This window comes from Cellulomonas sp. S1-8, assembly GCF_026184235.1.
In the GTDB taxonomy this organism is placed as follows: Bacteria; Actinomycetota; Actinomycetes; order Actinomycetales; family Cellulomonadaceae; genus Cellulomonas.
On record NZ_CP110806.1, the window covers coordinates 2002370 to 2025783 of the forward strand.

23 protein-coding genes are annotated in these 23414 nt (G+C 74.7%); 18 read left to right on the forward strand and 5 right to left on the reverse strand.

All coding sequences use genetic code 11. The features are described 5' to 3' along the window. The first annotated feature begins 3 nt into the window (after nucleotides 1-3). From OKX07_RS08915 to OKX07_RS08955, 9 genes are all read left to right on the forward strand, one after another. Nucleotides 4-837: a TlyA family RNA methyltransferase gene (locus OKX07_RS08915; protein WP_265631471.1), complete on the forward strand. Its 834-nt coding sequence runs from the start codon at nucleotides 4-6 to the stop codon at nucleotides 835-837. Next, entirely contained in the window at nucleotides 834-1706 is an 873-nt protein-coding gene (locus tag OKX07_RS08920; RefSeq protein WP_265631472.1) for an NAD kinase, read from the forward strand. The genes OKX07_RS08915 and OKX07_RS08920 overlap by 4 nt, the downstream gene beginning before the upstream one ends. Further along, nucleotides 1703-3439 carry a DNA repair protein RecN gene (gene recN / locus OKX07_RS08925; protein WP_265631474.1) on the forward strand — a complete coding sequence of 579 codons (1737 nt, stop codon included), beginning with the start codon at nucleotides 1703-1705 and terminating at the stop codon, nucleotides 3437-3439. Before OKX07_RS08920 ends, recN begins: the two co-directional genes overlap by 4 nt. Nucleotides 3440-3445: 6 nt before the next feature. Beyond that, complete coding sequence (gene steA, locus OKX07_RS08930; protein ID WP_265631475.1) at nucleotides 3446-4633, forward strand: putative cytokinetic ring protein SteA; 1188 nt, start codon at nucleotides 3446-3448, stop codon at nucleotides 4631-4633. Between the two features lie 97 nt (nucleotides 4634-4730). Then, the gene (locus OKX07_RS08935; protein ID WP_265631477.1) at nucleotides 4731-5798 is read left to right on the forward strand and encodes a copper transporter; all 1068 of its coding nucleotides are present in this window, start codon (nucleotides 4731-4733) and stop codon (nucleotides 5796-5798) included. Next, entirely contained in the window at nucleotides 5795-6685 is an 891-nt protein-coding gene (locus OKX07_RS08940) for a hypothetical protein (protein WP_265631478.1), read from the forward strand. Before OKX07_RS08935 ends, OKX07_RS08940 begins: the two co-directional genes overlap by 4 nt. Then, nucleotides 6682-8331, forward strand: a complete 1650-nt coding sequence (gene murJ / locus OKX07_RS08945; RefSeq protein WP_265631479.1) for a murein biosynthesis integral membrane protein MurJ — start codon at nucleotides 6682-6684, stop codon at nucleotides 8329-8331. Before OKX07_RS08940 ends, murJ begins: the two co-directional genes overlap by 4 nt. Nucleotides 8332-8395: 64 nt before the next feature. Continuing rightward, on the forward strand, nucleotides 8396-10060 hold the full coding sequence (locus tag OKX07_RS08950) for a CTP synthase (protein WP_322746839.1): 1665 nt from the start codon (nucleotides 8396-8398) through the stop codon (nucleotides 10058-10060). Beyond that, the gene (locus tag OKX07_RS08955; RefSeq protein WP_265631480.1) at nucleotides 10057-10662 is read left to right on the forward strand and encodes an NUDIX domain-containing protein; all 606 of its coding nucleotides are present in this window, start codon (nucleotides 10057-10059) and stop codon (nucleotides 10660-10662) included. The genes OKX07_RS08950 and OKX07_RS08955 overlap by 4 nt, the downstream gene beginning before the upstream one ends. 411 nt (nucleotides 10663-11073) lie before the next feature. Here the strand turns inward: OKX07_RS08955 and OKX07_RS08960 are convergent, their stop codons facing one another. The 3 genes from OKX07_RS08960 to OKX07_RS08970 all read right to left on the reverse strand — a co-directional run bounded on the left by OKX07_RS08960 (nucleotide 11074) and on the right by OKX07_RS08970 (nucleotide 13842). Further along, nucleotides 11074-12051, reverse strand: coding sequence for a COX15/CtaA family protein (locus tag OKX07_RS08960; protein ID WP_265631481.1), 978 nt, complete (start codon nucleotides 12049-12051; stop codon nucleotides 11074-11076). A 94-nt stretch (nucleotides 12052-12145) separates the two neighbouring features. Further along, complete coding sequence (locus OKX07_RS08965; RefSeq protein ID WP_265631483.1) at nucleotides 12146-12910, reverse strand: ABC transporter permease; 765 nt, start codon at nucleotides 12908-12910, stop codon at nucleotides 12146-12148. Then, nucleotides 12907-13842, reverse strand: coding sequence for an ABC transporter ATP-binding protein (locus OKX07_RS08970; protein WP_265631484.1), 936 nt, complete (start codon nucleotides 13840-13842; stop codon nucleotides 12907-12909). The genes OKX07_RS08965 and OKX07_RS08970 overlap by 4 nt, the downstream gene beginning before the upstream one ends. 164 nt (nucleotides 13843-14006) lie before the next feature. On the opposite strand from OKX07_RS08970, the gene OKX07_RS08975 reads away from it, so the two are divergent. The 9 genes from OKX07_RS08975 (at nucleotide 14007) to OKX07_RS09015 (ending at nucleotide 21788) form a co-directional block, all read left to right on the forward strand. Beyond that, a complete protein-coding gene (locus OKX07_RS08975) occupies nucleotides 14007-14615 on the forward strand; it encodes a hypothetical protein (protein WP_265631486.1) in 609 nt (202 codons plus the stop codon). A gap of 159 nt (nucleotides 14616-14774) precedes the next feature. Continuing rightward, nucleotides 14775-15599 (forward strand): helix-turn-helix transcriptional regulator, encoded by an 825-nt coding sequence (locus OKX07_RS08980; protein ID WP_265631487.1) that lies wholly within the window; start codon nucleotides 14775-14777, stop codon nucleotides 15597-15599. Continuing rightward, entirely contained in the window at nucleotides 15596-17053 is a 1458-nt protein-coding gene (sufB, locus tag OKX07_RS08985) for a Fe-S cluster assembly protein SufB (protein WP_265631488.1), read from the forward strand. The genes OKX07_RS08980 and sufB overlap by 4 nt, the downstream gene beginning before the upstream one ends. Then, complete coding sequence (gene sufD / locus OKX07_RS08990) at nucleotides 17053-18366, forward strand: Fe-S cluster assembly protein SufD (RefSeq protein WP_265631490.1); 1314 nt, start codon at nucleotides 17053-17055, stop codon at nucleotides 18364-18366. Before sufB ends, sufD begins: the two co-directional genes overlap by 1 nt. Next, nucleotides 18363-18695: a non-heme iron oxygenase ferredoxin subunit gene (locus OKX07_RS08995; protein WP_265631491.1), complete on the forward strand. Its 333-nt coding sequence runs from the start codon at nucleotides 18363-18365 to the stop codon at nucleotides 18693-18695. The genes sufD and OKX07_RS08995 overlap by 4 nt, the downstream gene beginning before the upstream one ends. Before the next feature lie 18 nt (nucleotides 18696-18713). Continuing rightward, nucleotides 18714-19478, forward strand: a complete 765-nt coding sequence (gene sufC, locus OKX07_RS09000) for a Fe-S cluster assembly ATPase SufC (protein ID WP_265631493.1) — start codon at nucleotides 18714-18716, stop codon at nucleotides 19476-19478. Between the two features lie 59 nt (nucleotides 19479-19537). Further along, on the forward strand, nucleotides 19538-20935 hold the full coding sequence (locus tag OKX07_RS09005; RefSeq protein ID WP_265631495.1) for a cysteine desulfurase: 1398 nt from the start codon (nucleotides 19538-19540) through the stop codon (nucleotides 20933-20935). After that, nucleotides 20932-21447, forward strand: coding sequence for a Fe-S cluster assembly sulfur transfer protein SufU (gene sufU, locus OKX07_RS09010; RefSeq protein WP_265631496.1), 516 nt, complete (start codon nucleotides 20932-20934; stop codon nucleotides 21445-21447). The genes OKX07_RS09005 and sufU overlap by 4 nt, the downstream gene beginning before the upstream one ends. Continuing rightward, the gene (locus tag OKX07_RS09015; RefSeq protein ID WP_265631497.1) at nucleotides 21444-21788 is read left to right on the forward strand and encodes a metal-sulfur cluster assembly factor; all 345 of its coding nucleotides are present in this window, start codon (nucleotides 21444-21446) and stop codon (nucleotides 21786-21788) included. Before sufU ends, OKX07_RS09015 begins: the two co-directional genes overlap by 4 nt. Nucleotides 21789-21880: 92 nt before the next feature. Here the strand turns inward: OKX07_RS09015 and OKX07_RS09020 are convergent, their stop codons facing one another. Further along, on the reverse strand, nucleotides 21881-22753 hold the full coding sequence (locus OKX07_RS09020; protein WP_265631499.1) for a neutral zinc metallopeptidase: 873 nt from the start codon (nucleotides 22751-22753) through the stop codon (nucleotides 21881-21883). 85 nt (nucleotides 22754-22838) lie between these two features. Next, nucleotides 22839-23405 carry an energy-coupling factor transporter transmembrane component T gene (locus tag OKX07_RS09025; RefSeq protein WP_265631501.1) on the reverse strand — a complete coding sequence of 189 codons (567 nt, stop codon included), beginning with the start codon at nucleotides 23403-23405 and terminating at the stop codon, nucleotides 22839-22841. Between the last annotated feature and the right edge of the window lie 9 nt (nucleotides 23406-23414).

Here is a 23414-nt window from a genome sequence, read left to right on the forward strand (position 1 = left end):
ACGATGACGACTGCTCGGCTCGACGCCGAGCTCGTGCGGCGAGGCCTGGCGCGGTCGCGCGGGCACGCGGCGCAGCTCGTCGCCGCAGGGCGCGTGCGGGTGGACGGCGCTGCGGCCCGGCGCCCGGCGACGCAGGTGGACGAGGCGCAGGACGTGCGTGTCGACCCCGACCCGGACGACCCCGGGTACGCCTCGCGCGCGGCGCGCAAGCTCGCCGACGCCCTGGACGCGTACGGCACCGACGGCCCGCTGGTCGCGGGCGGGACCTGCCTCGACGCGGGCGCCAGCACGGGCGGCTTCACGGACGTCCTGCTGCGCCGCGGTGCGTCCCGCGTCGTCGCCGTCGACGTGGGGCACGGGCAGCTGGTCACCCGGCTGCGCGACGACCCGCGCGTCGAGGTGCGGGAGCACGTGAACGTCCGCGACCTGCGGGCGGGCGACGTGCTGCCGGCCCCCGGCGTCGTCGTCGCGGACCTGTCGTTCATCTCGCTGACCCTGGTGCTCGAGCCGCTGCTCGCGGTCGCCGCTCCCGGTGCGGACCTCGTCCTGCTGGTCAAGCCGCAGTTCGAGGTGGGGCGCGAGCGCCTCGGTCACGACGGCGTGGTGCGCGACCCCGCGCGGTGGCACGACGCCCTGTCAACGGTGTGCGGTCGTGCCGCGGCGCTGGGTGCGGTCGTGGGCGACGTGCGGCCCAGCACCGTGCCCGGCACCCACGGCAACGTGGAGTTCGTCCTGCGGGCGGTCGCGCCGGGCGGGGACGCCGCGCCGCCCGCGATCGACGTGCCGACCGCGGTGGCGGCGGCCGTGGACGCAGCGAGCAGCGAGGGCCGACGATGACGCGGCGGGCGCTGGTCGTCCGGCACAGCGGACGTCCCGAGGCGCTGGACGCCACCGAGGCGGTGCTGCGTGCGCTGCGCGACGCGGACGTGGAGCCCGTGACCGCGTCCTTCGACACGACGGCCGACGAGCTGCCGCCCTTCGAGCTCGCGGTCGTGCTCGGCGGCGACGGCACGATCCTGCGTGCCGCGGAGCTCACGCGCGGCACCGACGTCCCCCTGCTCGGCGTCAACCTGGGGCACGTCGGGTTCCTCGCCGAGATCGAGCCCGCGGACGTCACGACGGCCGTGCACCGCCTCACGAGCGGTGACTACGACGTCGAGGAGCGGGCGACGCTCGACGTGCGGGTGGTCGCGGCCGACGGCACCGTGGAGGACTGCTGGGCGCTCAACGAGGCGGCGCTGGAGAAGACCGACCCCGCCCGCATGATCGAGGTCGTCATCGAGGTCGACGGGCGACCCCTGTCGTCCTTCGGCTGCGACGGGCTCGTCGCGGCGTCGGCGACCGGGTCCACGGCGCACGCGTTCTCCGCCGGTGGCCCCGTGGTGTGGCCGGACGTGCGGGGGATGGTCCTCGTGCCGCTGGCCGCCCACTCGCTGTTCGCCCGGCCGCTGGTCATGGGCCCGAGCAGCGTGCTGGCCGTCGAGATCATCGAGCGTTCGCCGTCGACCGCGGTGGTGACGTGCGACGGGCGGCGCCAGCTGGCGCTCGCGCGGGGGACCCGCCTCGAGGTGCGCGTCAGCGACGTGCCGGTGCGGTTCGCCCGCCTCAACCCCGCCCCCTTCACGACGCGCCTGGTGCAGAAGTTCGACCTGCCCGTGGTCGGCTGGCGCGGGGCCCACCACGACGACGAGGACGAGGCGCGGTGATCGACGAGATCCGGATCGACGACCTCGGGGTCATCGGGCGCGCGCACGTGCGCCTCGGCCCCGGCCTGACCGTGCTCACCGGTGAGACCGGCGCCGGCAAGACGATGGTGCTCACGGCACTGGGCCTGCTGCTGGGCGGGCGGGCCGACCCCGCGACCGTCCGGACCGGGGCGACGGGGGCGGCCGTGGAGGGCAGGGTGCTGCTGCCGGCGGGCTCGCCGGCGCTCGAGCGGGCGCGCGACGCCGGCGCGGACGTCGACGACGACGGCACCCTGGTGGTCCTGCGGACGGTCGGCGCGGGCACCGCGGAGGCCACCGGGCGGTCGCGCGCGTACCTCGGCGGGCGCTCGGTGCCGCAGGGCGTGCTCGCCGAGATCGCCGAGGAGCTCGTCACCGTGCACGGTCAGGCCGACCAGATGCGGCTGCGGTCCGCCGCGCGGCAGCGCGCCGCGCTCGACGCGTTCGCCGGACCGGCGCACGCCGCGGTGCTCGCCGAGCACGCCGCGACCTGGGCGGAGCGGGGCCGGGTGCAGTCCGAGCTCGAGGACCGCGTCACCCGCGCGCGGGAGCTGGCGCGCGAGGCCGAGCTGCTGCGCCTGGGCCTGGCCGAGGTGGAGCGGGTCGACCCGCAGCCGGGGGAGGACCTCGCGCTCGCGGCCGAGGCCGAGCGCCTCGGCAACGCCGAGGACCTGCGTGCGGCCGCGGCCGGTGCGCACGTCGCGCTCGTCGGGGACGAGGACGCGGCGGACGTCGGGGCGGCGGCCACCGTCCTCGTCGAGGAGGCACGGCGGTCGCTCGAGCAGGCCGGGCACCACGACCGCGCGCTCGCCGACCTGGCGGCACGGGCCGCCGAGGTGGGGTACCTCCTCGCGGACGTCGCCGCCGAGCTGTCCGCGTACGTGCAGGACCTGCAGGCGGACCCGGCGCGGCTCGACGCCGTGCAGCGTCGGCGTGCCGAGCTCACGGGACTGACCCGCAGCTACGGCGAGGACGTCGCGGCGGTGCTCGAGTGGTCGCAGGGCGCCTCGCTGCGCCTCCTCGACCTCGACGGCGGTGAGGGGCGTGTCGCCGAGCTCACGGCGCGACGCGACGCGCTCGACGACGCGCTGCGGCGCACGGCCGCGACGATCACGGCGACCCGCGTCGACGCCGCGCGTCGGCTCGGGCTCGCGGTCACCGAGGAGCTCGCGAGCCTCGCCATGGGTGGCGCGCACCTCGAGGTGGCCGTGCGGCCCGCCGACGAGCCGGGCGCGCACGGCGCCGACCACGTCGAGATGCTGCTCGTCCCGCACGCCGGGGCGCCCGCCCGCCCGCTCGGCAAGGGCGCGTCCGGGGGTGAGCTGTCCCGCGTGATGCTCGCGCTGGAGGTCGCGCTCGCCACCGCGCAGGGGTCCGGTGCCCTGACGCCCGGCACGTTCGTGTTCGACGAGGTCGACGCCGGCGTCGGCGGTCGGGCCGCCACGCAGGTCGGTGAGCGGCTCGCGCGGCTCGCCCGTGGCACCCAGGTCCTCGTCGTCACGCACCTCGCGCAGGTCGCGGCCTTCGGTGACCGGCACCTCGTGGTGACGAAGTCCGTCGCGGACGGGGTCGACGTCGTCACGGAGTCCGACGTGCGCGAGGTCGACGGCGAGGCACGGGTCCGTGAGCTCGCGCGGATGCTGTCCGGCCAGGACGACTCGGCGACGGCGCGCGCGCATGCCGCGGAGCTGCTGGCCCAGTCCGTGGGACGATGACCGGCGATGAGAGTCTCCCTGCGCCGCCGCACGCCCGCGACCGATGACGCCGAGGTCGTCGGGCCCGCCCGCGTCGACCCCCGCACCAAGGGGCTGACGAAGCGCCTGAAGTCCGGTGACATCGCCGTGATCGACCACCTCGACCTCGACCGCGTGTCGGCCGAGGCGCTGGTGGCGTGCCAGCCGGCGGCCGTCCTCAACGCCGCGCGCTCCACGTCCGGCCGGTACCCGAACCTGGGTCCCGAGATCCTCGTCGAGGCGGGCATCCCGCTCGTCGACGACCTCGGTCCCGACGTGATGGCGCTGACCGAGGGGCGCGTGCTGCGCGTCGTCGACGGCGCCGTGTACGACGGCGAGACGCTGGTCGCCGAGGGCGTCGCGCAGACGGCCGCGTCCGTGGCCGCCACGATGGAGGAGGCCCGCGCCGGTCTGTCGGTGCAGCTCGAGTCGTTCGCCGCGAACACCATGGACTACCTGCGGCGCGAGCGCGAGCTCCTGCTCGACGGTGTCGGCGTCCCCGACATCGACACGCGGATCGACGGGCGCCAGGTCCTCATCGTCGTGCGCGGGTACCACTACAAGGAGGACCTGGTCACGCTGCGCCCGTACATCCGGGAGTACCGGCCGGTCCTCATCGGGGTGGACGGCGGCGCGGACGCGATCCTCGACGCCGGGTGGCGACCCGACCTGATCGTCGGCGACATGGACTCCGTGTCCGACCGCGCGCTGCAGTGCGGCGCCGAGGTGGTCGTGCACGCCTACCGGGACGGGCGCGCCCCGGGCCTGGCTCGCGTGGAGCAGCTCGGTGTGCCGCACGTCGTGTTCCCCGCGACCGGGACCAGCGAGGACGTCGCGATGCTCCTGGCCGACGACAAGGGGGCCGAGCTCATCGTCGCCGTCGGGACGCACGCCACCCTCATCGAGTTCCTCGACAAGGGACGCTCGGGCATGGCGAGCACGTTCCTCACGCGGCTGCGCGTCGGCGGCAAGCTCGTCGACGCCAAGGGCGTGTCCCAGCTGTACCAGCACCGCATCTCCAACGTGCAGCTCACCCTCCTCGTGCTGGCGGGGCTGCTCGCGCTGGGCGTCGCGCTCGCGGCGACGGCCGCCGGGCAGACGATGTTCGGCCTGGTGGGTGCGCGCGTCGACGACATCGTCTCGTGGGTAGGGTCGCTGTTCGGCGGATCGCCGTGACCCGGTCGTCCCGCCGCCACACCGCGTACACGCGGCCCGGCACCCCGTTCGCACGCCCTGCCGCGACCCTTCGCGCACCCGACCGAGAGCACACCCTGTGATCGACTTCCGCTACCACATCGTCTCCCTCATCTCGGTCTTCCTCGCGCTCGCCGTCGGCATCGCGCTGGGTGCCGGGCCCTTGGAGCAGACCATCGGCGAGAGCCTCACGGGTCAGGTCGATGCCCTGCGTACCGAGAAGGAGGAGCTGCGCACGCAGCTCGACGAGACCGGTGGCGACCTGGCGGCGGCCGAGGCCCTCGTGTCGGCGTCGGGCGAGCGCCTGCTCGCCGGGGCGCTCACCGACCGCCGGGTCGCGCTCGTCCTGATCGACGAGGTCCCCGAGGAGGAGGTCGCCGCACTCACGGAGCGGCTCGCCCAGGCGGGTGCGTCCGTCTCCGCGACGGTCACGGTCACCGACGCGTGGACCGACCCGGCGCTCGCGACCTACCGGCGGACGCTCGCCGGCACCCTCGTGTCGTACCTCGACTCCCCGCCCCCGGCCGACTCCGGGACCGAGGTCGAGCTGGCCGAGGCGCTCGTCTCCGGGCTCGTCGGGGTCGGCTCCGCCGCGCCCGACGCGCTCTCGGAGAACGCGTCGTCGCTGCTGGACGTCTTCGCCGAGGGTGACCGCGCCCTGGTGACCTTCGCGCAGGACGTCACCCGTCCCGCGGACGCCGTCGTCGTCGTCGTGGGGACGTCCCCGGCGGCGGGCGACGCGACGCCCAGCGCCGAGCCGACCTCGACGACCGCCGATGCGCACCTCGCGCTCGTGGGCGCCGCGCAGCGGCTGTCCGAGGGTGCGGTCGTGGCGGGGGACACCCGCGCCGGTGGCGGACTCGTGGCCGCCGTCCGCGAGGACGACGACCTCGGCGGGACCACGACCACCGTCGCGGACGCGACGACGGTCAGCGGGCAGGTCGTCGTGCCGCTGGCGCTGGCCGCGAGCATCGCGGGCCGACCCGGCCACTACGGCTACGGCGACGACCTGACGGCGCTGCCGCCGGCCGTGGAGCTGCCGCCGGTGGACCGCACGCCCGTGGTCCCCGAGGCCGCCGCCGGCACGCCCGACGACCCCGGCGCCGGGGGCGAGGCCGAAGGCGTCGAGTCCGGTGGTGAGGGGTGAGCACGGTGCGGCGCGTCGTCGCCGCGACCGTCGCCGGTGCCGTGACCGCCGCGGCCCGGGGAGGCATCGACCGGTGGCCCCCGGGCGGCGCCGCGACATGGACGCGCACCAACCACCGCGGTGAGCCCGTGAGCCTGCTCGAGGGCCCGTCGGTGGCACTCGGCGTGCTCGCGGGAGCGGTCGTCGGGGCGCCGGACGCCCGTGCCGCCGCGGCGGCGACGGTCGCCGTCGCCGGTGCCGGTGCGTTCGGGCTGGTGGACGACCTGCGGGAGGACACCGCGACGCGCACGAAAGGTCTGCGCGGGCACCTGGGAGCGCTCGCACACGGTCACCTGACCACGGGCGGCCTGAAGGTCCTCGGCATCGGGGTCAGCGCACTGGTGGCCGCGGCGGTCGCACGACCCGCCGGCGGCGCGGCGACGCGCCCCGTGGCCCGCGTCGCCGACACGCTGGCGTCGGCCGCGCTCGTCGCGGGCACGGCCAACCTGTTCAACCTCCTGGACCTGCGCCCCGGACGAGCGCTGAAGGCGGCCTCGTTGGCCGCGGCGCCGCTCGTGACCACGGCGGGCGGGGGAGCGGCCTGCGCCGTCCTCGGGGCGGCGGCCACGGCCGTCCGGGCCGACCTCGCCGGGACCGACATGCTGGGTGACTCCGGGGCGAACGCGCTGGGCGCCGCACTCGGCACCGCGCTGGTGCTGGGCGCACCCCGTCCCGCCCGGCTCGCCGCCCTCGGCGTGGTCGTGGGACTCACGCTCGCGAGCGAGCGCATCAGCTTCACGCGCGTCATCGAGCGCACACCCGTGCTGCGCGAGCTCGACGCGTGGGGCCGGCGCCCGGGCCCCGCCCCCGTCACCGGTGCCGCCGCAGGCGGACCCGTCCCGTCATGAGCACCGGGGTGCGTCGCGCGCTCCAGGGTCTGGTGGGCGCCGCCGCGATGATCGCCGCGGTCACCGTCGTGAGCCGGGTGCTGGGGCTCGTGCGGACGCTCGTGCAGGCGTCGACCGTCGGCTACGAGGCGATCGCCGACGCCTACAGCGCGGCGAACCTGCTGCCGACCGTGCTCTTCGAGGTCGCGGCCGGCGGGGCGCTGGCCGGGGCCGTGGTGCCGCTCCTCGCCGGCCCCGTCGCGCGGGCCGACCGGGAGCAGGTCGCGCGCGTGGTTTCCGCGGCGCTCGGCTGGGTGCTGCTGGTGCTGGTACCCGTCGGCCTGCTGCTGGCGGCGCTGAGCGGGGTCATCGGGGAGTTCGCCGGCAAGGACGCGGTCATGACGGCCACGGTGCGGTTCTTCGTGCTGGTGTTCTCCGTCCAGGTCCCCGTCTACGGGCTGACGGTGCTGCTGTACGGGGTCCTGCAGGCCCACCAGCGGTTCTTCTGGCCCGCCTTCGCCCCCGTGCTCAACTCGCTCGTCCTGATCGCCACGTTCGCCGTCTACGGCGCCCTGGCCGACGGGGAGACGCGCGACCCGACGGCGCTCGCGGCCGGCGCGCTCGACGTGCTCGCCTGGGGCACCACGGCGGGCGTGATCGCCATGTGCCTGCCCGTGATCCGGCCCGCACGGCGACTCGGGGTGCGCCTGACGCCGACGCTGCGGTTCCCGGGCGACGCCGGCACGCGGTTCCGTGCGCTCGCGCTGGCGGGCGTCGGGTCGGTGGCCGCGCAGCAGGTGTCGGTCCTGGTCATCTGGGTCATGGCCAACGGGCTGCTGCCCCACGACGGGCGCGGCTTCTCCTCGTGGGTGTACTCCCAGCAGGTCTACCTGCTGCCGTACGCCGTGCTGGTCGTCCCGCTGGCGACCTCCACGTTCCCCCGGGTGGCCGCGTACGCCGCTGCCGGCGACGGGAGGCGGTTCGCGCTCATGTCGGCCGTCACGACGCGCGCGGTGCTCGCGGTCGGTGCGCTGGGCGGTGCGGCGGTGCTGGCCGCGGCCGCAGCCGCCGCGACCGTCTTCGCGCGACTCTCCGACGGGGAGGACGCCCGCTTCATCGAGGCCATGACCGTCTTGCTCACGTGGACGGCACCGGGCCTGGTCGGGCTGGCCGTGATGTTCCACGTCTCGCGGACGCTCTACGCGGTCGAGCGTCCGCGGGCCGCGATCGCGGCGAACGTCGTGGGGTGGGGCTCGGTGGCCGTGCTGGCACCCGCGCTCCTGGTGGTGACCGGCACCGAGGGGACCGAGGTGCTGCGCGCCATCGGCCTGGCGACGTCCCTGGGGATGACCGCGGGCGGGATCGCGGCCGTCGTCGCGCTGCGACGGACGGCCGGTGGCAGCGCCCTGTCCGGGATGGTGCGCACCGCGCTGGTGGCGCTCGGCGCTGCGTGCGTCGGGGCGTTCGCCGGCCGTGCGGTCGCCTCGACCGTGCTGGACCTCGTCGGGGACGACGCGTTGACCGCGACCGGTGCGGCTGCCGGAGCGGCGGTGGTGGCGGCGACCGTGGTCGCGGCCGCGGTCGTGCTCCTCGACCGCAGCACCCTGACGGGCATCGTGTCGCTCGAGCGGACACCCGGCCCGGGAGCCGGCGCCGCGCGTCGCTGACCGGCGCGTCGCGACCCCCGGCGGACGTCGGAGGTCCGGACGTCGGGTAGCGTGGAAGCCCGTGATGGAACGCGCGCATCGACTCTCCGGGCGGTCGGACTCCCTGACCCGGCACATCTTCGTCACCGGAGGCGTCGCCTCCTCCTTGGGCAAGGGCCTGACGGCCAGCAGCCTGGGTCGACTCCTGCGTTCTCGTGGCCTGCGGGTCACGATGCAGAAGCTCGACCCGTACCTCAACGTCGACCCCGGCACCATGAACCCGTTCCAGCACGGTGAGGTGTTCGTCACGGAGGACGGCGCCGAGACCGACCTGGACGTCGGTCACTACGAGCGGTTCCTGGACGTGGACCTGATCGGCTCGGCGAACGTCACCACGGGCCAGGTGTACTCGAACGTGATCGCGAAGGAGCGGCGCGGCGAGTACCTCGGCGACACCGTGCAGGTGATCCCGCACATCACGGACGAGATCAAGGAGCGCATGCGCTCCCAGGCGGCCGACGACGTCGACGTGATCATCACGGAGATCGGCGGCACCGTCGGCGACATCGAGTCGCAGCCGTTCCTCGAGGCGGCGCGCCAGGTGCGCCACGACCTGGGCCGCGACAACGTGTTCTTCCTGCACGTGTCGCTGCTGCCGTACATCGGCCCGTCGGGCGAGCTGAAGACCAAGCCGACGCAGCACTCCGTCGCCGCGCTGCGCAGCATCGGCATCCAGCCCGACGCGATCGTGCTGCGCGCCGACCGCGAGGTGCCCGAGTCGATCAAGCGCAAGATCGCGCTGTTCTGCGACGTCGAGATCGCGAGCGTCGCGATCGCCAAGGACGCGCCGAGCATCTACGACATCCCGCGCGTGCTGCACGCCGAGGGCCTCGACGCGTACGTCGTGCAGCGTCTCGGCCTGCCGTTCCGGGACGTCGAGTGGAGCGGCTGGGACGCGCTGCTCACGCGGGTGCACGCCCCCGCCCACGAGCTCGAGATCGCGCTCGTCGGCAAGTACATCGACCTGCCCGACGCGTACCTGTCGGTCACCGAGGCGCTGCGCGCCGGCGGCTTCCACCACGACGCGCGCGTCACGATCCGCTGGGTCCCGTCCGACGACTGCCGGACGCCCGAGGGCGCCCAGGAGGCGCTGGGCGGTGTCGACGCCGTGCTGGTGCCCGGTGGCTTCGGCGTGCGCGGCATCGAGGGCAAGCTCGGCGCGCTGCGCTGGGCGCGCGAGCGCAAGGTCCCCACCCTGGGCCTGTGCCTGGGGCTGCAGTGCATGGTCATCGAGTACGCGCGCAACGTCGCGGGGCTCGAGGGCGCGTCGTCCTCGGAGTTCGACCCCGGCTCGCCGCACCCGGTGATCGCGACCATGGACGAGCAGCTCGCGATCGTCGACGGCGACGGCGACCTGGGCGGCACGATGCGCCTGGGCGCGTACGACGCGAAGCTCAGCCCCGGGTCCGTGGTGGCCGAGGTGTACGGCGCGGAGCGCGTGTCCGAGCGTCACCGGCACCGGTACGAGGTGAACAACGCGTACCGCGACCGGCTCGAGGCCGCGGGCCTCGTGATCTCCGGGGTCTCGCCCGACCGGTCGCTCGTCGAGTTCGTCGAGCTGCCGCGCGAGGAGCACCCGTACTACGTGGCGACCCAGGCGCACCCGGAGTTCAAGTCGCGCCCGACGCGCGCGCACCCGCTGTTCGCCGGCCTCGTCGGTGCGGCGCTCGCGGCCCGGACCTCGGCGTGAGCGGCGAACCGGTCGACGTCCCCCGGGAGCGGGAGGTCGTCGAGCACCGCCTGCTGCACGCCGGGCGCGTGTGGGACCTGGTGTCCGACACCGTGCGGCTGGACGACGGGGACGTCGTCCGTGAGTACGTCGACCACCCCGGCGCCGTCGCCGTGATCGCGCTCGACGACGACGACCGGGTGCTGCTCCTCTCGCAGTACCGGCACCCCGTCCGGCACGTGCTCTGGGAGCCGCCCGCGGGCCTGCTCGACGTCGAGGACGAGGGCCCGGTCACGGCGGCGGCCCGCGAGCTGGCGGAGGAGGCCGACCTGGTCGCCGGACGGTGGTGGCACCTGGTCGACTGGTTCACCTCGCCCGGTGGCTCGGACGAGCGGATCACGGTCTTCCTCGCCCGGGACCTGACGCCCGTGCCCGAGGCGGACCGTTACGAGCGGGGCGAGGAGGAGGCCGACATGGTGGCGACGTGGCTCCCGCTGGACGACGCCGTCGCGGGCGTCCTCGCAGGTCGGCTCCACTGCCCGACGACCGTGGCCGGCGTGCTCGCGGCCTCGGCGGCGCGGTCGGCCGGGTGGGCGGGTCTCGTGGCGGTCGCACCGCGCTGATCACGCCCGGAGAGCGCGCGGTGGTGTACTTCGACGCATCCGTCCGCATCCTGGTTCAACGGTTCCCTCGTCGCGGGTCGGCCGCTGATCTCGCTGGCGCGAGTCGAGCGACCTTCCGTCCGCGGGGCCGTCGGCGCCGGACGCCCCCGAGGTCCGGCACGTGGTGGACCACGCCCGCGCGCACGGGGCCGGGCACCCCGAGACGACCTACCTGCTCACCGGGGACTCCCAGGTGCACCGCGCACCTCGCGCACCTCGCGCACCTCGCGCACGGCGCCGTGCCGCCCGACGACACCCTCGCGCGCCGGGGACGCATCGTGCTCGTCGACCGCGAGATCCGTCCCGTCGTCGTCGCGGACGACCCGGTCGCCGCCTTCGCAAGCCCCGGCGCCCTGAGCCCCGTGGGCGACGTCAGCGTCGTCCGGGGCCGGCCACCTCGGGCGACGCGGCCACGGGGCGCACGCGCAGCGTGCCGTGGAACAGCGCGAGCATCGCGGTGAGCACCGCGGCGCCCAGCATGTGCAGGTTCACCAGCGCGATCGGCAGGCCGGTCAGCAGCTGCACGTAGCCGATGCCGCCCTGGGCGAGGCTCGCGCCGAGCAGGACGAGGCCCGAGCGCAGCGCGCGCGCCGCGTCGGCCTCGCGCCGGACGCGCGAGAGCAGCACGAGCACGACGCCGAGCGTGCCGAGGAACGCCCACACGGCCAGCGCGTGCAGGCGCGCCACCGCGTAGGGGTCGACGGCGAACCGGTACCCGACCTCCTCGTCGCCCGAGTGCGGCCCGGCGCCCGTCGTCACCACGCCGAGGACCAGCACGACCGTGCCGAGCAGCACGAGCGACCGCGCGAGCGTCCGCAGCCGCTCGTCGACGACCGGTCGCGGCGCCCCGTCGCCCTCACGCGTCCGGACCAGCAGCCACGCCGACACCGCGACGAGCGCCATCGAGATGAGGAAGTGCGACCCCACGACGGCGGGGTGCAGGTCGACCAGCACCGTGATCCCGCCGACGACGGCCTGGATCACCACGCCGACCAGCGGGGCCCACGCCAGGACGCGGTAGCGGCGTGACCGGGACGCGTCGCGCCCGGCGAGCAGGGCGACCGCGACCGCCAGCAGGACGAGCACGCCCGTCAGGGTCCGGTTGCCGTACTCGACGGCCTGGTGGATCGACATCTCGTCGTGGAACACCGGGGCGAACTGCCCGGGCTCGCACTCCGGCCACGTCGAGCAGCCCAGGCCGGACCCCGTCAGGCGGACCGCGCCACCCGTCACGACGATCGCGACCTGGGCGACGAGGTTGGCGACCACGGCGCGCGTGCGCCAGCGCGGACGCAGGCGCGCCAGCAGCGAGGGGGACGGTGTCGCGGGTGCGGGGGCGGTGCCGGTCACGGGTCCAGGGTAGGTCGCACGGGGCTCCCGCGGGGCCTTGCGCGCGCCATCGACGTGCGGCGTGCGTCTCACCCCGCCCGAGGTCAGGACGCGGTCAGTGCCAGCGGAACAGCCGTGCGGCGAGCGCGCCCAGGCCCAGCGTCCAGCCCACGAGGACCAGCACGGGCAGCAGGGGCAGCGTCCCGTCCAGCAGCGCCGCGCGCATGACGTCACCCAGCGCGCCCGACGGCAGCCACGGCGCGATCGCAGCCAGGGGGCCGGGCAGCCGGTCGGCGGGGACGATCACGCCGCCGCCCAGCGCGAGGACCAGCAGCAGGAGGTTGGCGAGCGCCAGCACCGCCTCGGCGCGCAGGGTCCCGGCGACGAGCAGCGCGAGGGCGGTGAACGCGGCCGTGCCCAGCACGACGCCGACCAGCGCGAGGACCACCCCGACCGGGTCGGGACGCCAGCCGAGGAGGAGCGCGGCGGCACCGATGAGGAGCACCTGCACCGCCTCGACCGCCAGGACGCCCAGCACCTTGCCGGCCAGCAGCCCGTCGCGGCCCAGCGGTGTCGTCGCCATGAGGCGCAGCACGCCGTTGCGGCGGTCGAACGCGGTCGCGATGGCCTGGGACGTGAAGGACGCCGTCATCACCGCCAGCGCCAGCACGCCGGGGGTGAGGAAGTCGACCCGCGTCGCGCCCGCGGTGTCGACCTCGACGAACGTGCCCTGCACCAGGACGACCAGTGCGAGCACGGGCACCACGGTGGTGACGAGCACCTGCTCGCCGTTGCGCAGGATCATGCGGGCCTCGAACGCGGCCTGCGCGAGGACGCGCCGGGCCGGCGGCGCGGCGGCGGGTGACGTGGCCGTCGTCATCGCAGGCTCCGTCCGGTGAGGTCGAGGAAGACGTCCTCGAGGGTGCGCCGTCCCAGGTCGAGCCGCGTGACGAGGACCGCGCGCCCGGCCAGCCAGGCGGTGACGCCGGCGATCGTCGCGGGGTCGACCGCACCGGTCACGGCCAGGACCGACCCGGAGCGTCGCTCGACCGCGAACCCCGGGCCGAGGAGCGTCGCGAGGCCCGCCGGGTCGACGTCCGTCGCGGTGTGCACGACGAGCGTGGCCGCGCGCCGCGGGTCGACGTCGGTGGCGAGCAGCTCGCCGACGCTGCCCTGCGCGAGGACGGTGCCGTGGTCGACGACCACGACGTGGTCCGCGAGGTCCTCGGCCTCCTCCATGAGGTGCGTCGTGAGGATCACCGCGGCGCCGCCGTCGCGCAGCTCGCGCACGAGCTCCCAGACGGCGAGCCGCGACTGCGGGTCCATGCCAGCGCTCGGCTCGTCGAGGAACACCACGCGCGGACGCCCCACCACGGCGACGGCGAGCGCGAGGCGCTGCCGCTGCCCGCCGGACAGGCGTCGGACCGTCGTGCGGGAGAAGGCCCCGAGCCCGAGCCGTTCGGCGAGCGCGTCGGTGTCCCACGGGTCGGCGTACATCCGGGCGACGTGGTCGAGCATCTCCCGCGCGCGCACGCCCGTCGGCAGGCCGCCGTCCTGCAGCATGACGCCGACGGCGGGGCGCAGGGCCGCGCCGTCGGCCACGGGGTCGAGACCCAGGACGCGGACCGTGCCGGCGTCCGGGGCGCGCAGGCCCTCGCAGCACTCGACGGTGGTGGTCTTGCCGGCGCCGTTGGGCCCCAGGACCGCGGTGACGTGACCCGCGGACGCGGTGAGGTCGAGTCCGTCGACGACCGCGCGCCCGTCGTACCTCTTGACGAGGCCGCGGACCTCGACGGCAGGGGAGTGCGGCACGGAGCGCGAGTCTAGGTGCTCGTGACCGGTGGCCGTGATGCGACCCGGGTGTCCTGGTGGTGGACAGCCCGCGCGGTGCGCGTCGGGGCCGCCCTACGGTGTGCGACCAGGGGGGATGTGTCCGGATCGTCCCCGTGCGCCCGCAACCTGGCACAGGAGGCCCCGTGGTCACGTACCGCATCGACCCGACGAGCTTGCGCGAGGTGCCGCAGGATGTGGCGGCGACATGGGAGCACGTGGAGCTGCTCGAGCGCCGGGGCGCCGACGCGGACGGCGAGCGCGTCGTGTGGCTGCGGATCCTCGGTGCGTTCGGCTCGGCGGAACGGACCGCGTGGACCGACTCCGCGCGGCACGGCGGGCCCGCGACCCTGGACGACGTGCCGCGTCCCGGCGGGCCGGACGTGCCGCGTGCCGCGTGGCGCCCGCTGCTGCGGCTGGCGCAGGTGCTGCACTGGCGCGGGCTGCTGGACGACGCGGACCTCGTCGTCGACGCGGTCCGGCGGGCGGCCCGTGCGGCGGCGGTCGCGCCCGACGCCGACGACGCGACCCGGCGTGACTGCTCGGCCGTCCTCGCCTTCGCCGACCAGGGCCAGGGCAAGGTGCGGTTCGACGCACGGCGGTACGCCGAGGCGCAGGAGCTGTTCTCGTCGGCGCTCGAGCGCCGGTCGCTGGACGGGGCTCCGGTGGACCAGGTCGAGGCGAGCCGGATCGCGCTCGCGGCGGCGACGGCGCGGGCCGCGGACGCGTCCGTCGGGGCCGTCGGCGCGAGGTGACGTGCGTCACCGAAGGCGGATGACACGCGCTCACGAAGGCTCACCTTGCTTGCGAGGATGGATTTCGGCAACAAGGATGTTGCCGATATAGGGCGCTGCTGCGCCCGCCGCGTCGGCTCGCGCCCCGCGGTCCGTCCCACGTCGACCCGGGAGGTGCGCATGGCCGGCTTCACGCCGCTCGCCGACCGCAGCCCCGACGTCGACCGCACCCCCGACGCCGCCGGCGACGACGCCTCGACGCGGCGCCGCATCCTGCAGCTCGTGGCCGCCGACGGACCCGTCAGCGCCGCGGACCTCGCCGCCGCCCTCGACCTCGCCGCCGCGGGCGTGCGCCGCCACCTGCAGGCCCTCGAGCACGCCGAGCGCGTCACCGTCCACGACGGCCCCGCCGGTGCCCGCGGCCGCGGCCGACCCGCCCGCCGGTACGTCGTCACGGGTCAGGGACAGGCGGCCCTGTCGCACCGGTACGCGGAGATCGCCGCCGACGCCCTGCACTTCCTGGCCCACTCCGCCGGGCCGCAGGCCGTGCAGCAGTTCGCCGAGCAGCGTGTCCGCGAGCTCGAGCAGCGGCACGCGGGCGCCGTGGACGCCGCCGGACCTGACGTCGCCGCGCGCGCCGAGGCGCTCGCGCAGGCGCTCGCCCTCGACGGGTACGCCTCCTCGGCGCGTCCCGTGCCGGGCACCACCGTGGTCCAGCTCTGCCAGGGGCACTGCCCCGTGCAGGAGGTGGCCGCCCAGTTCCCGCAGCTCTGCGAGGCCGAGACCCGGGCGTTCGGCCGGCTGCTCGGCGTGCACGTGCAGCGGCTCTCGACCCTGACCACCGGCGGGCACGTGTGCACCACCAGCATCCCGACCGTCCCGAGCCGGGCGCCCGCGGGCGTCGCGACCGGACCCCCACCCCCCGACCGGGCTCCGGGCACCGCGCCCGCCACCCCGACCCACGCCCCTGCCCCTGTGCACTCGACGGAAGGACCGACACGATGAGCGCACCCACGGACGACACGGCCACCCGGCCGGCGGCAGCACCGCCGCTGACCCAGGACGAGGCCATCGCCTCCATCGGTACCTACACCTTCGGCTGGCACGACCCCGACGTCGCGGGTTCCGTCGCGCGTCGCGGCCTGTCCGAGGACGTCGTGCGCGACATCTCGCGGCTCAAGAACGAGCCCGAGTGGATGCTCAAGACGCGCCTGAAGGCCCTGCGCCTGTTCGACAAGAAGCCCATGCCCTGGTGGGGCGCGGACCTGTCGGGCATCGACTTCGACAACATCAAGTACTTCGTGCGGTCGACGGAGAAGCAGGCCACCAGCTGGGAGGACCTGCCCGAGGACATCAAGAACACGTACGACCGCCTCGGCATCCCCGAGGCGGAGAAGCAGCGCCTCGTGTCGGGCGTCGCGGCGCAGTACGAGTCCGAGGTCGTCTACCACCAGATCCAGGAGTCGCTCGAGGAGCAGGGCGTCATCTTCCTCGACACCGACACCGCGCTGCGTGAGCACCCGGAGATCTTCGAGCAGTACTTCGGCTCGGTCATCCCGTCCGGCGACAACAAGTTCGCCTCGCTCAACACCGCCGTCTGGTCGGGCGGCTCCTTCGTGTACGTCCCCCCGGGCGTGCACGTCGAGATCCCGCTGCAGGCCTACTTCCGGATCAACACCGAGAACATGGGCCAGTTCGAGCGGACCCTGATCATCGCCGACGAGGGCTCGTACGTGCACTACGTCGAGGGCTGCACCGCGCCGATCTACCAGTCGGACTCGCTGCACTCCGCGGTCGTCGAGATCATCGTCAAGAAGAACGCCCGGGTGCGGTACACGACCATCCAGAACTGGTCGAACAACGTGTACAACCTCGTGACCAAGCGGGCGACCGCGGCCGAGGGCGCGACCATGGAGTGGGTCGACGGCAACATCGGCTCGAAGGTCACCATGAAGTACCCGGCGATCTACCTCATGGGCGAGCACGCGCGCGGCGAGACGCTGTCGATCGCATTCGCCGGCGAGGGCCAGCACCAGGACGCCGGCTCCAAGATGGTGCACGCCGCACCGCACACGTCGTCGTCGATCGTGTCGAAGTCCGTCGCCCGCGGCGGTGGCCGCACGTCGTACCGCGGACTCGTGCAGATCCTCGAGGGGGCCGAGCACTCGGCGTCCAACGTGCTGTGCGACGCGCTGCTGGTCGACCAGATCTCGCGGTCGGACACGTACCCGTACGTCGACGTCCGCGAGGACGACGTCTCGATGGGTCACGAGGCGACCGTGTCGCGCGTGAGCGAGGACCAGCTGTTCTACCTGATGTCCCGAGGCATGGCCGAGACCGAGGCCATGGCGATGATCGTGCGCGGGTTCGTCGAGCCCATCGCGCGTGAGCTGCCCATGGAGTACGCGCTCGAGCTGAACCGCCTCATCGAGCTGCAGATGGAAGGGGCCGTCGGCTGATGACGACCACCACGAACGAACCGGTCCCCACGGTCGGCCTGACGACGGACCACTCGCGCGCCGTCGCCGACGGGGCGCACACGCACGGCGTCGGCGGGGTGCCCGCCTCCTCGCGCGCGTCGCGGCTCACGAGCTTCGACGTCGCCGACTTCCCCGTGCCCAACGGGCGCGAGGAGGAGTGGCGCTTCGCCCCCGTCGACCGCTTCGCCGGGCTGTTCGCGGCCGCGACCGACGGCGTCCTGACGGGCCGCGGCGTCCTGACGACCGTCGTCGAGTCCCCTGAGGTCCGCGTCGAGATCGTCGACCGCGACGACGTGCGCCTGGGCCGGGCCGGCGTGCCGGGGGACCGCGCTGCGGCGACCGCCTGGGCGTCGTTCGACCGCGCGACCATCGTGACGCTGCCGCGCGAGTCGGTGTCGTCCAAGGTCACGTCGATCGTCGTCGAGGGTGTCGAGGGTGCCGGTCTGGCCGACGCGCCGCTCGTCCCGACGGCCTCCCACCTGCTCGTGCACGCCGAGCCGCTGTCGCAGGGCGTCGTCGTGCTCGACCACGTCGGGCACGCCAACCTCACCGAGACCGTCGAGATCGTCGCCGAGGACGGTGCCCACCTGACCGTCGTGTCGGTGCAGGACTGGGCCCCGGGCTCGGTGCACGCCGCGAGCCACCGCGTGCGCATCGGGCGTGACGCGACCGTCAAGCACATCGTCGTCACGCTCGGCGGCGACGTCGTGCGCATCACGCCCGACACCGAGTTCGTCGGCGAGGGTGCGTCGGTCACGGCGCTGGGCATGTACTTCGCGGACGAGGGCCAGCACCAGGAGCACCGGCTGTTCGTCGACCACGCGGTCCCGAACTGCATCTCACGCGTCACCTACAAGGGCGCGCTGCAGGGCGTGGGCGCGCACACCGTGTGGGTCGGCGACGTCCTCATCCGGGCCGCCGCCGAGGGCACCGACACCTACGAGCTCAACCGCAACCTCGTCCTCACCGACGGGGCGCGGGCCGACTCGGTGCCGAACCTCGAGATCGAGACCGGCGTCATCGAGGGTGCCGGGCACGCGTCGGCCACGGGCCGGTTCGACGACGAGCAGCTGTTCTACCTGCGGGCGCGTGGCATCACGGAGGCCGACGCGCGTCGCCTCGTGGTGCGCGGCTTCTTCGCCGAGCTCATCCACGAGATCGGCGTCCCCGAGGTCGAGGAGCGGCTCGTCGCGTCCATCGACGACGAGCTCGAGAAGTCCATGAGCGCGATCCTCGGCACCGAGCCGCAGGTCGAGGGCTCCGTCGCCGGTGCCACCACGGAGCGTGCATGAGCGCCCAGCTGGCCTGCACCACCGCGGACGTGCCGGTCGCCGGCGCGCTGCGGGTCGAACTCATGGGCGATGCGGGGCCCGTCGAGGTCGCCGTCGTCCGCGACGAGGCCGGTGAGTGGCACGCGATCAGCGACATCTGCTCGCACGGCGCCGTCTCCCTGTCCGACGGCGAGGTCGAGGACTGCGCGATCGAGTGCTGGCTGCACGGGTCGAGGTTCGACCTGCGCTCCGGCAAGCCGCTGACGCCGCCTGCGATCCGTCCCGTCCCCGTCTACCCCGTGACCGTCGACGGCGAGCGTGTGCTCGTCGACGTCGACGCCCCTTACTGACCCCGAGGAGTACCCCCGATGTCCACCCTGGAGATCCGCGACCTGCACGTCAGCGTCGAGACGAAGGAGGGCGCCAAGCCCATCCTGCGCGGCGTCGACCTCACCATCAACACCGGTGAGACCCACGCCATCATGGGCCCCAACGGGTCCGGCAAGTCCACGCTGGCCTACTCGCTGGCCGGGCACCCGAAGTACCAGATCACGTCCGGCACCGTGCTGCTCGACGGCGCCGACGTGCTGGCGATGAGCGTCGACGAGCGCGCCCGTGCGGGCATGTTCCTCGCGATGCAGTACCCCGTCGAGGTGCCGGGCGTGTCGGTGTCGAACTTCCTGCGGACCGCGAAGACCGCGATCGACGGCCAGGCGCCGCCGCTGCGCTCGTGGGTCAAGGACATGCGCACCGCCATGGAGGACCTGCGCATGGACCCGACGTTCGCCGAGCGCTCGGTCAACGAGGGCTTCTCCGGCGGGGAGAAGAAGCGCCACGAGATCCTGCAGATGGAGCTCCTGAAGCCGCGCTTCGCGATCCTCGACGAGACGGACTCCGGCCTGGACGTCGACGCACTGCGCGTCGTGTCCGAGGGCGTGAACCGCGCGCGGTCCACCGGTGAGGTCGGCGTCCTGCTGATCACGCACTACACGCGGATCCTGCGGTACATCACGCCGGACTTCGTCCACGTCTTCGTCGACGGCCGGATCGCCGAGGAGGGCGGGCCGGAGCTGGCCGAGCGCCTCGAGAACGAGGGCTACGACCGCTTCCTGCCGGCCGCCACGTCCGCCTGAGCCGCTCACGGCGGCCGCCGGCACCACCGGCGGCCGCCTCCCGTCCGCACGGAGGACCGATGACCAGCACGCTCGAGCCGCTGCTGAGCGGCGGAGTCGGCGGCACCGCCGCGAGCACTGCCGAGAGCACTGCCGACGACGCTGCCGACGGCGCGACGCTGTCGGCGGCCGAGCTCGCCGCCGTGCGCGCCGACTTCCCGCTGCTCGAGCGCACGCTGCGCGACGGCCGCCCGCTGGTGTACCTCGACAGCGGCGCGACGTCGCAGAAGCCCGAGGTCGTCCTCGACGCCGAGCAGGACTTCTACGTGCGGCGCAACGCCGCCGTGCACCGCGGCGCGCACCAGCTCGCGGAGGAGGCCACGGAGGCGTTCGAGGACGCGCGGGCGCGTGTCGCGGGCTTCGTCGGGGCGACCCCGGGCGAGCTCGTGTGGACGTCGAACGCGACGGCCGCGATCAACCTCGTCGCCTACGCGATGTCGAACGCGTCCGCGGGTCGCGGGGGAGCGGCGGCGCGCCGGTTCGCCCTGGCGCCGGGTGACGAGATCGTCGTCACCGAGGCGGAGCACCACGCCAACCTCGTGCCGTGGCAGGAGCTCGCCGCCCGCACGGGCGCGACGCTGCGCTGGCTCGGGGTCGACGACGACGGCCGCATCCGCCACGACGACCTCGCGAGCGTGGTCACCGAGCGGACGCGCGTGCTGGCGTTCACCCACGCGTCGAACGTGACCGGCGCGATCACGCCGGTCGAGGCGTTCGTCGCCCGCGCCCGCGAGGTCGGGGCGCTCACGGTGCTCGACGCGTGCCAGTCGGTGCCGCACCTGCCGGTGGACCTGCAGGGGCTCGGCGTGGACTTCGCCGCGTTCTCCGGGCACAAGATGTACGGGCCGACGGGCGTGGGCGCGCTGTACGGGCGACGCGAGCTGCTCGAGGCGATGCCGCCGGTGTCGACCGGTGGCTCGATGGTCGAGGTCGTCACCATGGAGGCCACGACGTACGCGCCGCCCCCGCAGCGGTTCGAGGCCGGGACGCAGATGGTGTCGCAGGCCGTCGCGCTCGGCGCGGCCGCGCAGTACCTGGGCGAGCTCGGCATGGCGGGCGTCGCGGCGCACGAGCGCCACCTGACCCGGCTGCTGCTGGACGCCGTGGCCTCCGTGCCGGGCGTGCGGGTGATCGGCCCCACCGACGACGTCGACCGGCTCGCTGCCGTGTCGTTCGTCGTGGACGGCGTGCACGCCCACGACGTCGGCCAGGTGCTCGACGACGCCGGCATCGCCGTCCGCGTCGGCCACCACTGCGCCCAGCCGCTGCACCGGCGCTTCGGCGTCGCGGCCACCGCCCGCGCGTCGGCCGGCGTCTACACGACCGACGACGACGTCGCGGCGTTCCGGGAAGCACTCGCGGGGGTCCGCGCGTTCTTCGGGATGCACGACGCGACGACGGACGGGAGTGCCGCATGAGCTCGGCCATGGAGCAGCTGTACCAGCAGGTCATCCTCGACCACGCGAAGCACCCGCACGGCCGCGGCCTGCCCGTCGGTGCGTCGGCCGTCGGGACCGCCGTCGCCGACCACGGCTCGTGCGCCGCGACGTCGCACCAGGTCAACCCCACGTGCGGCGACGAGGTGACCCTGCACGTCGACGTCGACACCAGCGGCGACGTGCCCGTCGTGCGCGCCGTCGCGTGGGAGGGGCAGGGCTGCTCGATCTCGCAGGCGTCGACGTCCGTGCTGCACGACCTCGTCGTCGGCCAGGACCTGCCGGAGGTCGACCGGCTCGCGACGACCTTCCGCGCGATGATGCAGTCGCAGGGCGCGGCCCTGTCCGACGACGCCGAGGAGCTGCTCGGCGACGCGGCTGCCTTCGTGGGCGTCTCCCGCTACGCCGCACGCGTCAAGTGCGCCCAGCTCGGCTGGGTCGCCCTCAACGACGCCCTCATCATGTCCGGTGCCCGTACGACGGAGGACGCATGACGACCGAACCGATCACCCCCACCACCGCCGGTGCCCCCACCGCCGCCGACGTCGAGGAGGCCATGCGCGACGTCATCGACCCCGAGCTCGGCATCAACGTCGTCGACCTCGGCCTGGTCTACGGCGTCGTCGTCGACCAGACGAGCACCGCGGTCATCGACATGACGCTCACGTCGGCGGCCTGCCCGCTGACCGACGTCATCGAGGACCAGACGGGCCAGGCGCTCGACGGCATCGTCGACGGCTTCCGCATCAACTGGGTGTGGATGCCGCCGTGGGGCCCCGACAAGATCACGCCCGACGGCCGCGAGCAGATGCGGGCGCTGGGCTTCAACATCTGACGGGGGGCGTCGCTCCACCGTCCGACGGCGGGCGTCCACGGCAGGTGCCGTCGGCGCTCGCCGTCGGTGTCCCGCCGCGCGGCTCCCGTGCCTCAGAGCTCGGCCGCGGAGAACGTGTCGCAGGCCGCGGCGGAGCCCTGCTCGTAGCCGATGGTGAACCACCGCTGGCGCTGTTCGCTCGAGCCGTGCGTCCACGTGTCGGGGTTCACCTGACCGCCGGACTGCTCCTGGATGTGGTCGTCGCCGATCACGGCGGCGGCGTCGAGCGCCTGGGCGAGCTCCTCGGCGGTGACGGGCTGCAGGAAGGTCACGCCGGTGTCCGGGTCCACGCGCGTCGCCGCGTCGCCGGCCCACATGCCGGCGTAGCAGTCGGCCTGCAGCTCGACGCGCACGGCGTCGGAGTCGGCGCCGCCGCCCGCACGGTCGGCGGAGGTCAGGACGCCCGTGAGGTTCTGGATGTGGTGCCCGTACTCGTGGGCGTACACGTACATCTCCGCGAGCGGACCGCCCTGCGCGCCGAACTGCTGCTGCAGCAGCTCGAAGAACGTGATGTCGAGGTAGATCCCCTGGTCGGGCGGGCAGTAGAAGGGTCCGGTCGACGACGACGCCTGGCCGCAGCCGGTCGCGACGCCGTCGCTGAACTCGTTGGCCGCGGGCTCTGCGAACGTCGCACCAGCCGGCATACCCGCGGCCCAGTAGGCGTCGAGCGACTGGAGCGTCGCCGAGAAGCGGCAGAGCGGGTCGGCGTTCGCCTGCTCGGCAGAGCACTGCTCGACCACGCCCGTCGGCTCGCTCTGGCCGCCTTGCTGCCCGGAGTCGATCACCCCCGACACGTCCTGGCCGGTGAACAGGTAGATCGCCAACGCGATGATCCCGATCAGGCCGCCGCCGCCCGCGGCCGCGGCCCCTCGTCCGTGTCGGCGGACCCGGCCGCCCTCGAAGCTGCCACCCTCGCTGAAAGTCACGGCCACACGGTAGTGCGCAACCGCGCGGGCCGCGCGGGCTGGACGCGTGCCCGGTTCAGCGCCGGCCGGGGCTCGCCAGCACCGCTCAGTCGCCCAGACCGCGGGCGGCGAGGGCGTCGCCCGTGGTGCGCGCATGGCCGACCATCCGCACCGCGGCGGGCACGACGACGGCCCGCGGGTCCCGCTCGAGCCCGCGGGCACGTGCCGCGTCACGGGCCTCGCCGGTCACGTGCACCAGCACGGGGACGGTCCGCAGGAACAGCCCGACGGCCAGGGAGACGGTCTCCGGGGGGAGCCCGACGTGCCGCAGCGGGCGGGCCGCGCGCGCGACGACCGCCAGGAGGTCGTCGGCGCGGGTCGTCGCCGTGACGAGCGTGCCCGCCAGGACGAGCGCGAGCAGGTCGAGAGCGACCTCGACGCCGCGTGCGGGTCCGCGCACCCACGTCTGGTAGGTCGCCAGGACGGCGGCCGTGACGAGCACCGGGAGCAGTCCGCGGGTGGTGCGGTGCCACGGCACGCGCGCGAGCGCGGACAGCGCGACGACGAGCCCGAGCCCGGCCGCAGCGGCCCACGGGCCCGTCATCAGGACGACCGCCACGGCGACGCCCGCGAGCAGGAGCAGCTTGAGCGCGGCCGGAGCACGGTGGACCACGCTGTCCCC

Coding starts and splice junctions, on each gene's coding strand:
- OKX07_RS08915 (WP_265631471.1), top strand. CDS start 4: ATGACGACTGCTCGGCTCGACGCCGAGCTCGTGCGGCGAGGCCTGGCG.
- OKX07_RS08920 (WP_265631472.1), top strand. CDS start 834: ATGACGCGGCGGGCGCTGGTCGTCCGGCACAGCGGACGTCCCGAGGCG.
- steA (WP_265631475.1), top strand. CDS start 3,446: ATGAGAGTCTCCCTGCGCCGCCGCACGCCCGCGACCGATGACGCCGAG.
- murJ (WP_265631479.1), top strand. CDS start 6,682: ATGAGCACCGGGGTGCGTCGCGCGCTCCAGGGTCTGGTGGGCGCCGCC.
- OKX07_RS08950 (WP_322746839.1), top strand. CDS start 8,396: ATGGAACGCGCGCATCGACTCTCCGGGCGGTCGGACTCCCTGACCCGG.
- OKX07_RS08965 (WP_265631483.1), bottom strand. CDS start 12,910: ATGACGACGGCCACGTCACCCGCCGCCGCGCCGCCGGCCCGGCGCGTC.
- OKX07_RS08980 (WP_265631487.1), top strand. CDS start 14,775: ATGGCCGGCTTCACGCCGCTCGCCGACCGCAGCCCCGACGTCGACCGC.
- sufB (WP_265631488.1), top strand. CDS start 15,596: ATGAGCGCACCCACGGACGACACGGCCACCCGGCCGGCGGCAGCACCG.
- sufD (WP_265631490.1), top strand. CDS start 17,053: ATGACGACCACCACGAACGAACCGGTCCCCACGGTCGGCCTGACGACG.
- OKX07_RS08995 (WP_265631491.1), top strand. CDS start 18,363: ATGAGCGCCCAGCTGGCCTGCACCACCGCGGACGTGCCGGTCGCCGGC.
- sufC (WP_265631493.1), top strand. CDS start 18,714: ATGTCCACCCTGGAGATCCGCGACCTGCACGTCAGCGTCGAGACGAAG.
- OKX07_RS09005 (WP_265631495.1), top strand. CDS start 19,538: ATGACCAGCACGCTCGAGCCGCTGCTGAGCGGCGGAGTCGGCGGCACC.
- sufU (WP_265631496.1), top strand. CDS start 20,932: ATGAGCTCGGCCATGGAGCAGCTGTACCAGCAGGTCATCCTCGACCAC.
- OKX07_RS09015 (WP_265631497.1), top strand. CDS start 21,444: ATGACGACCGAACCGATCACCCCCACCACCGCCGGTGCCCCCACCGCC.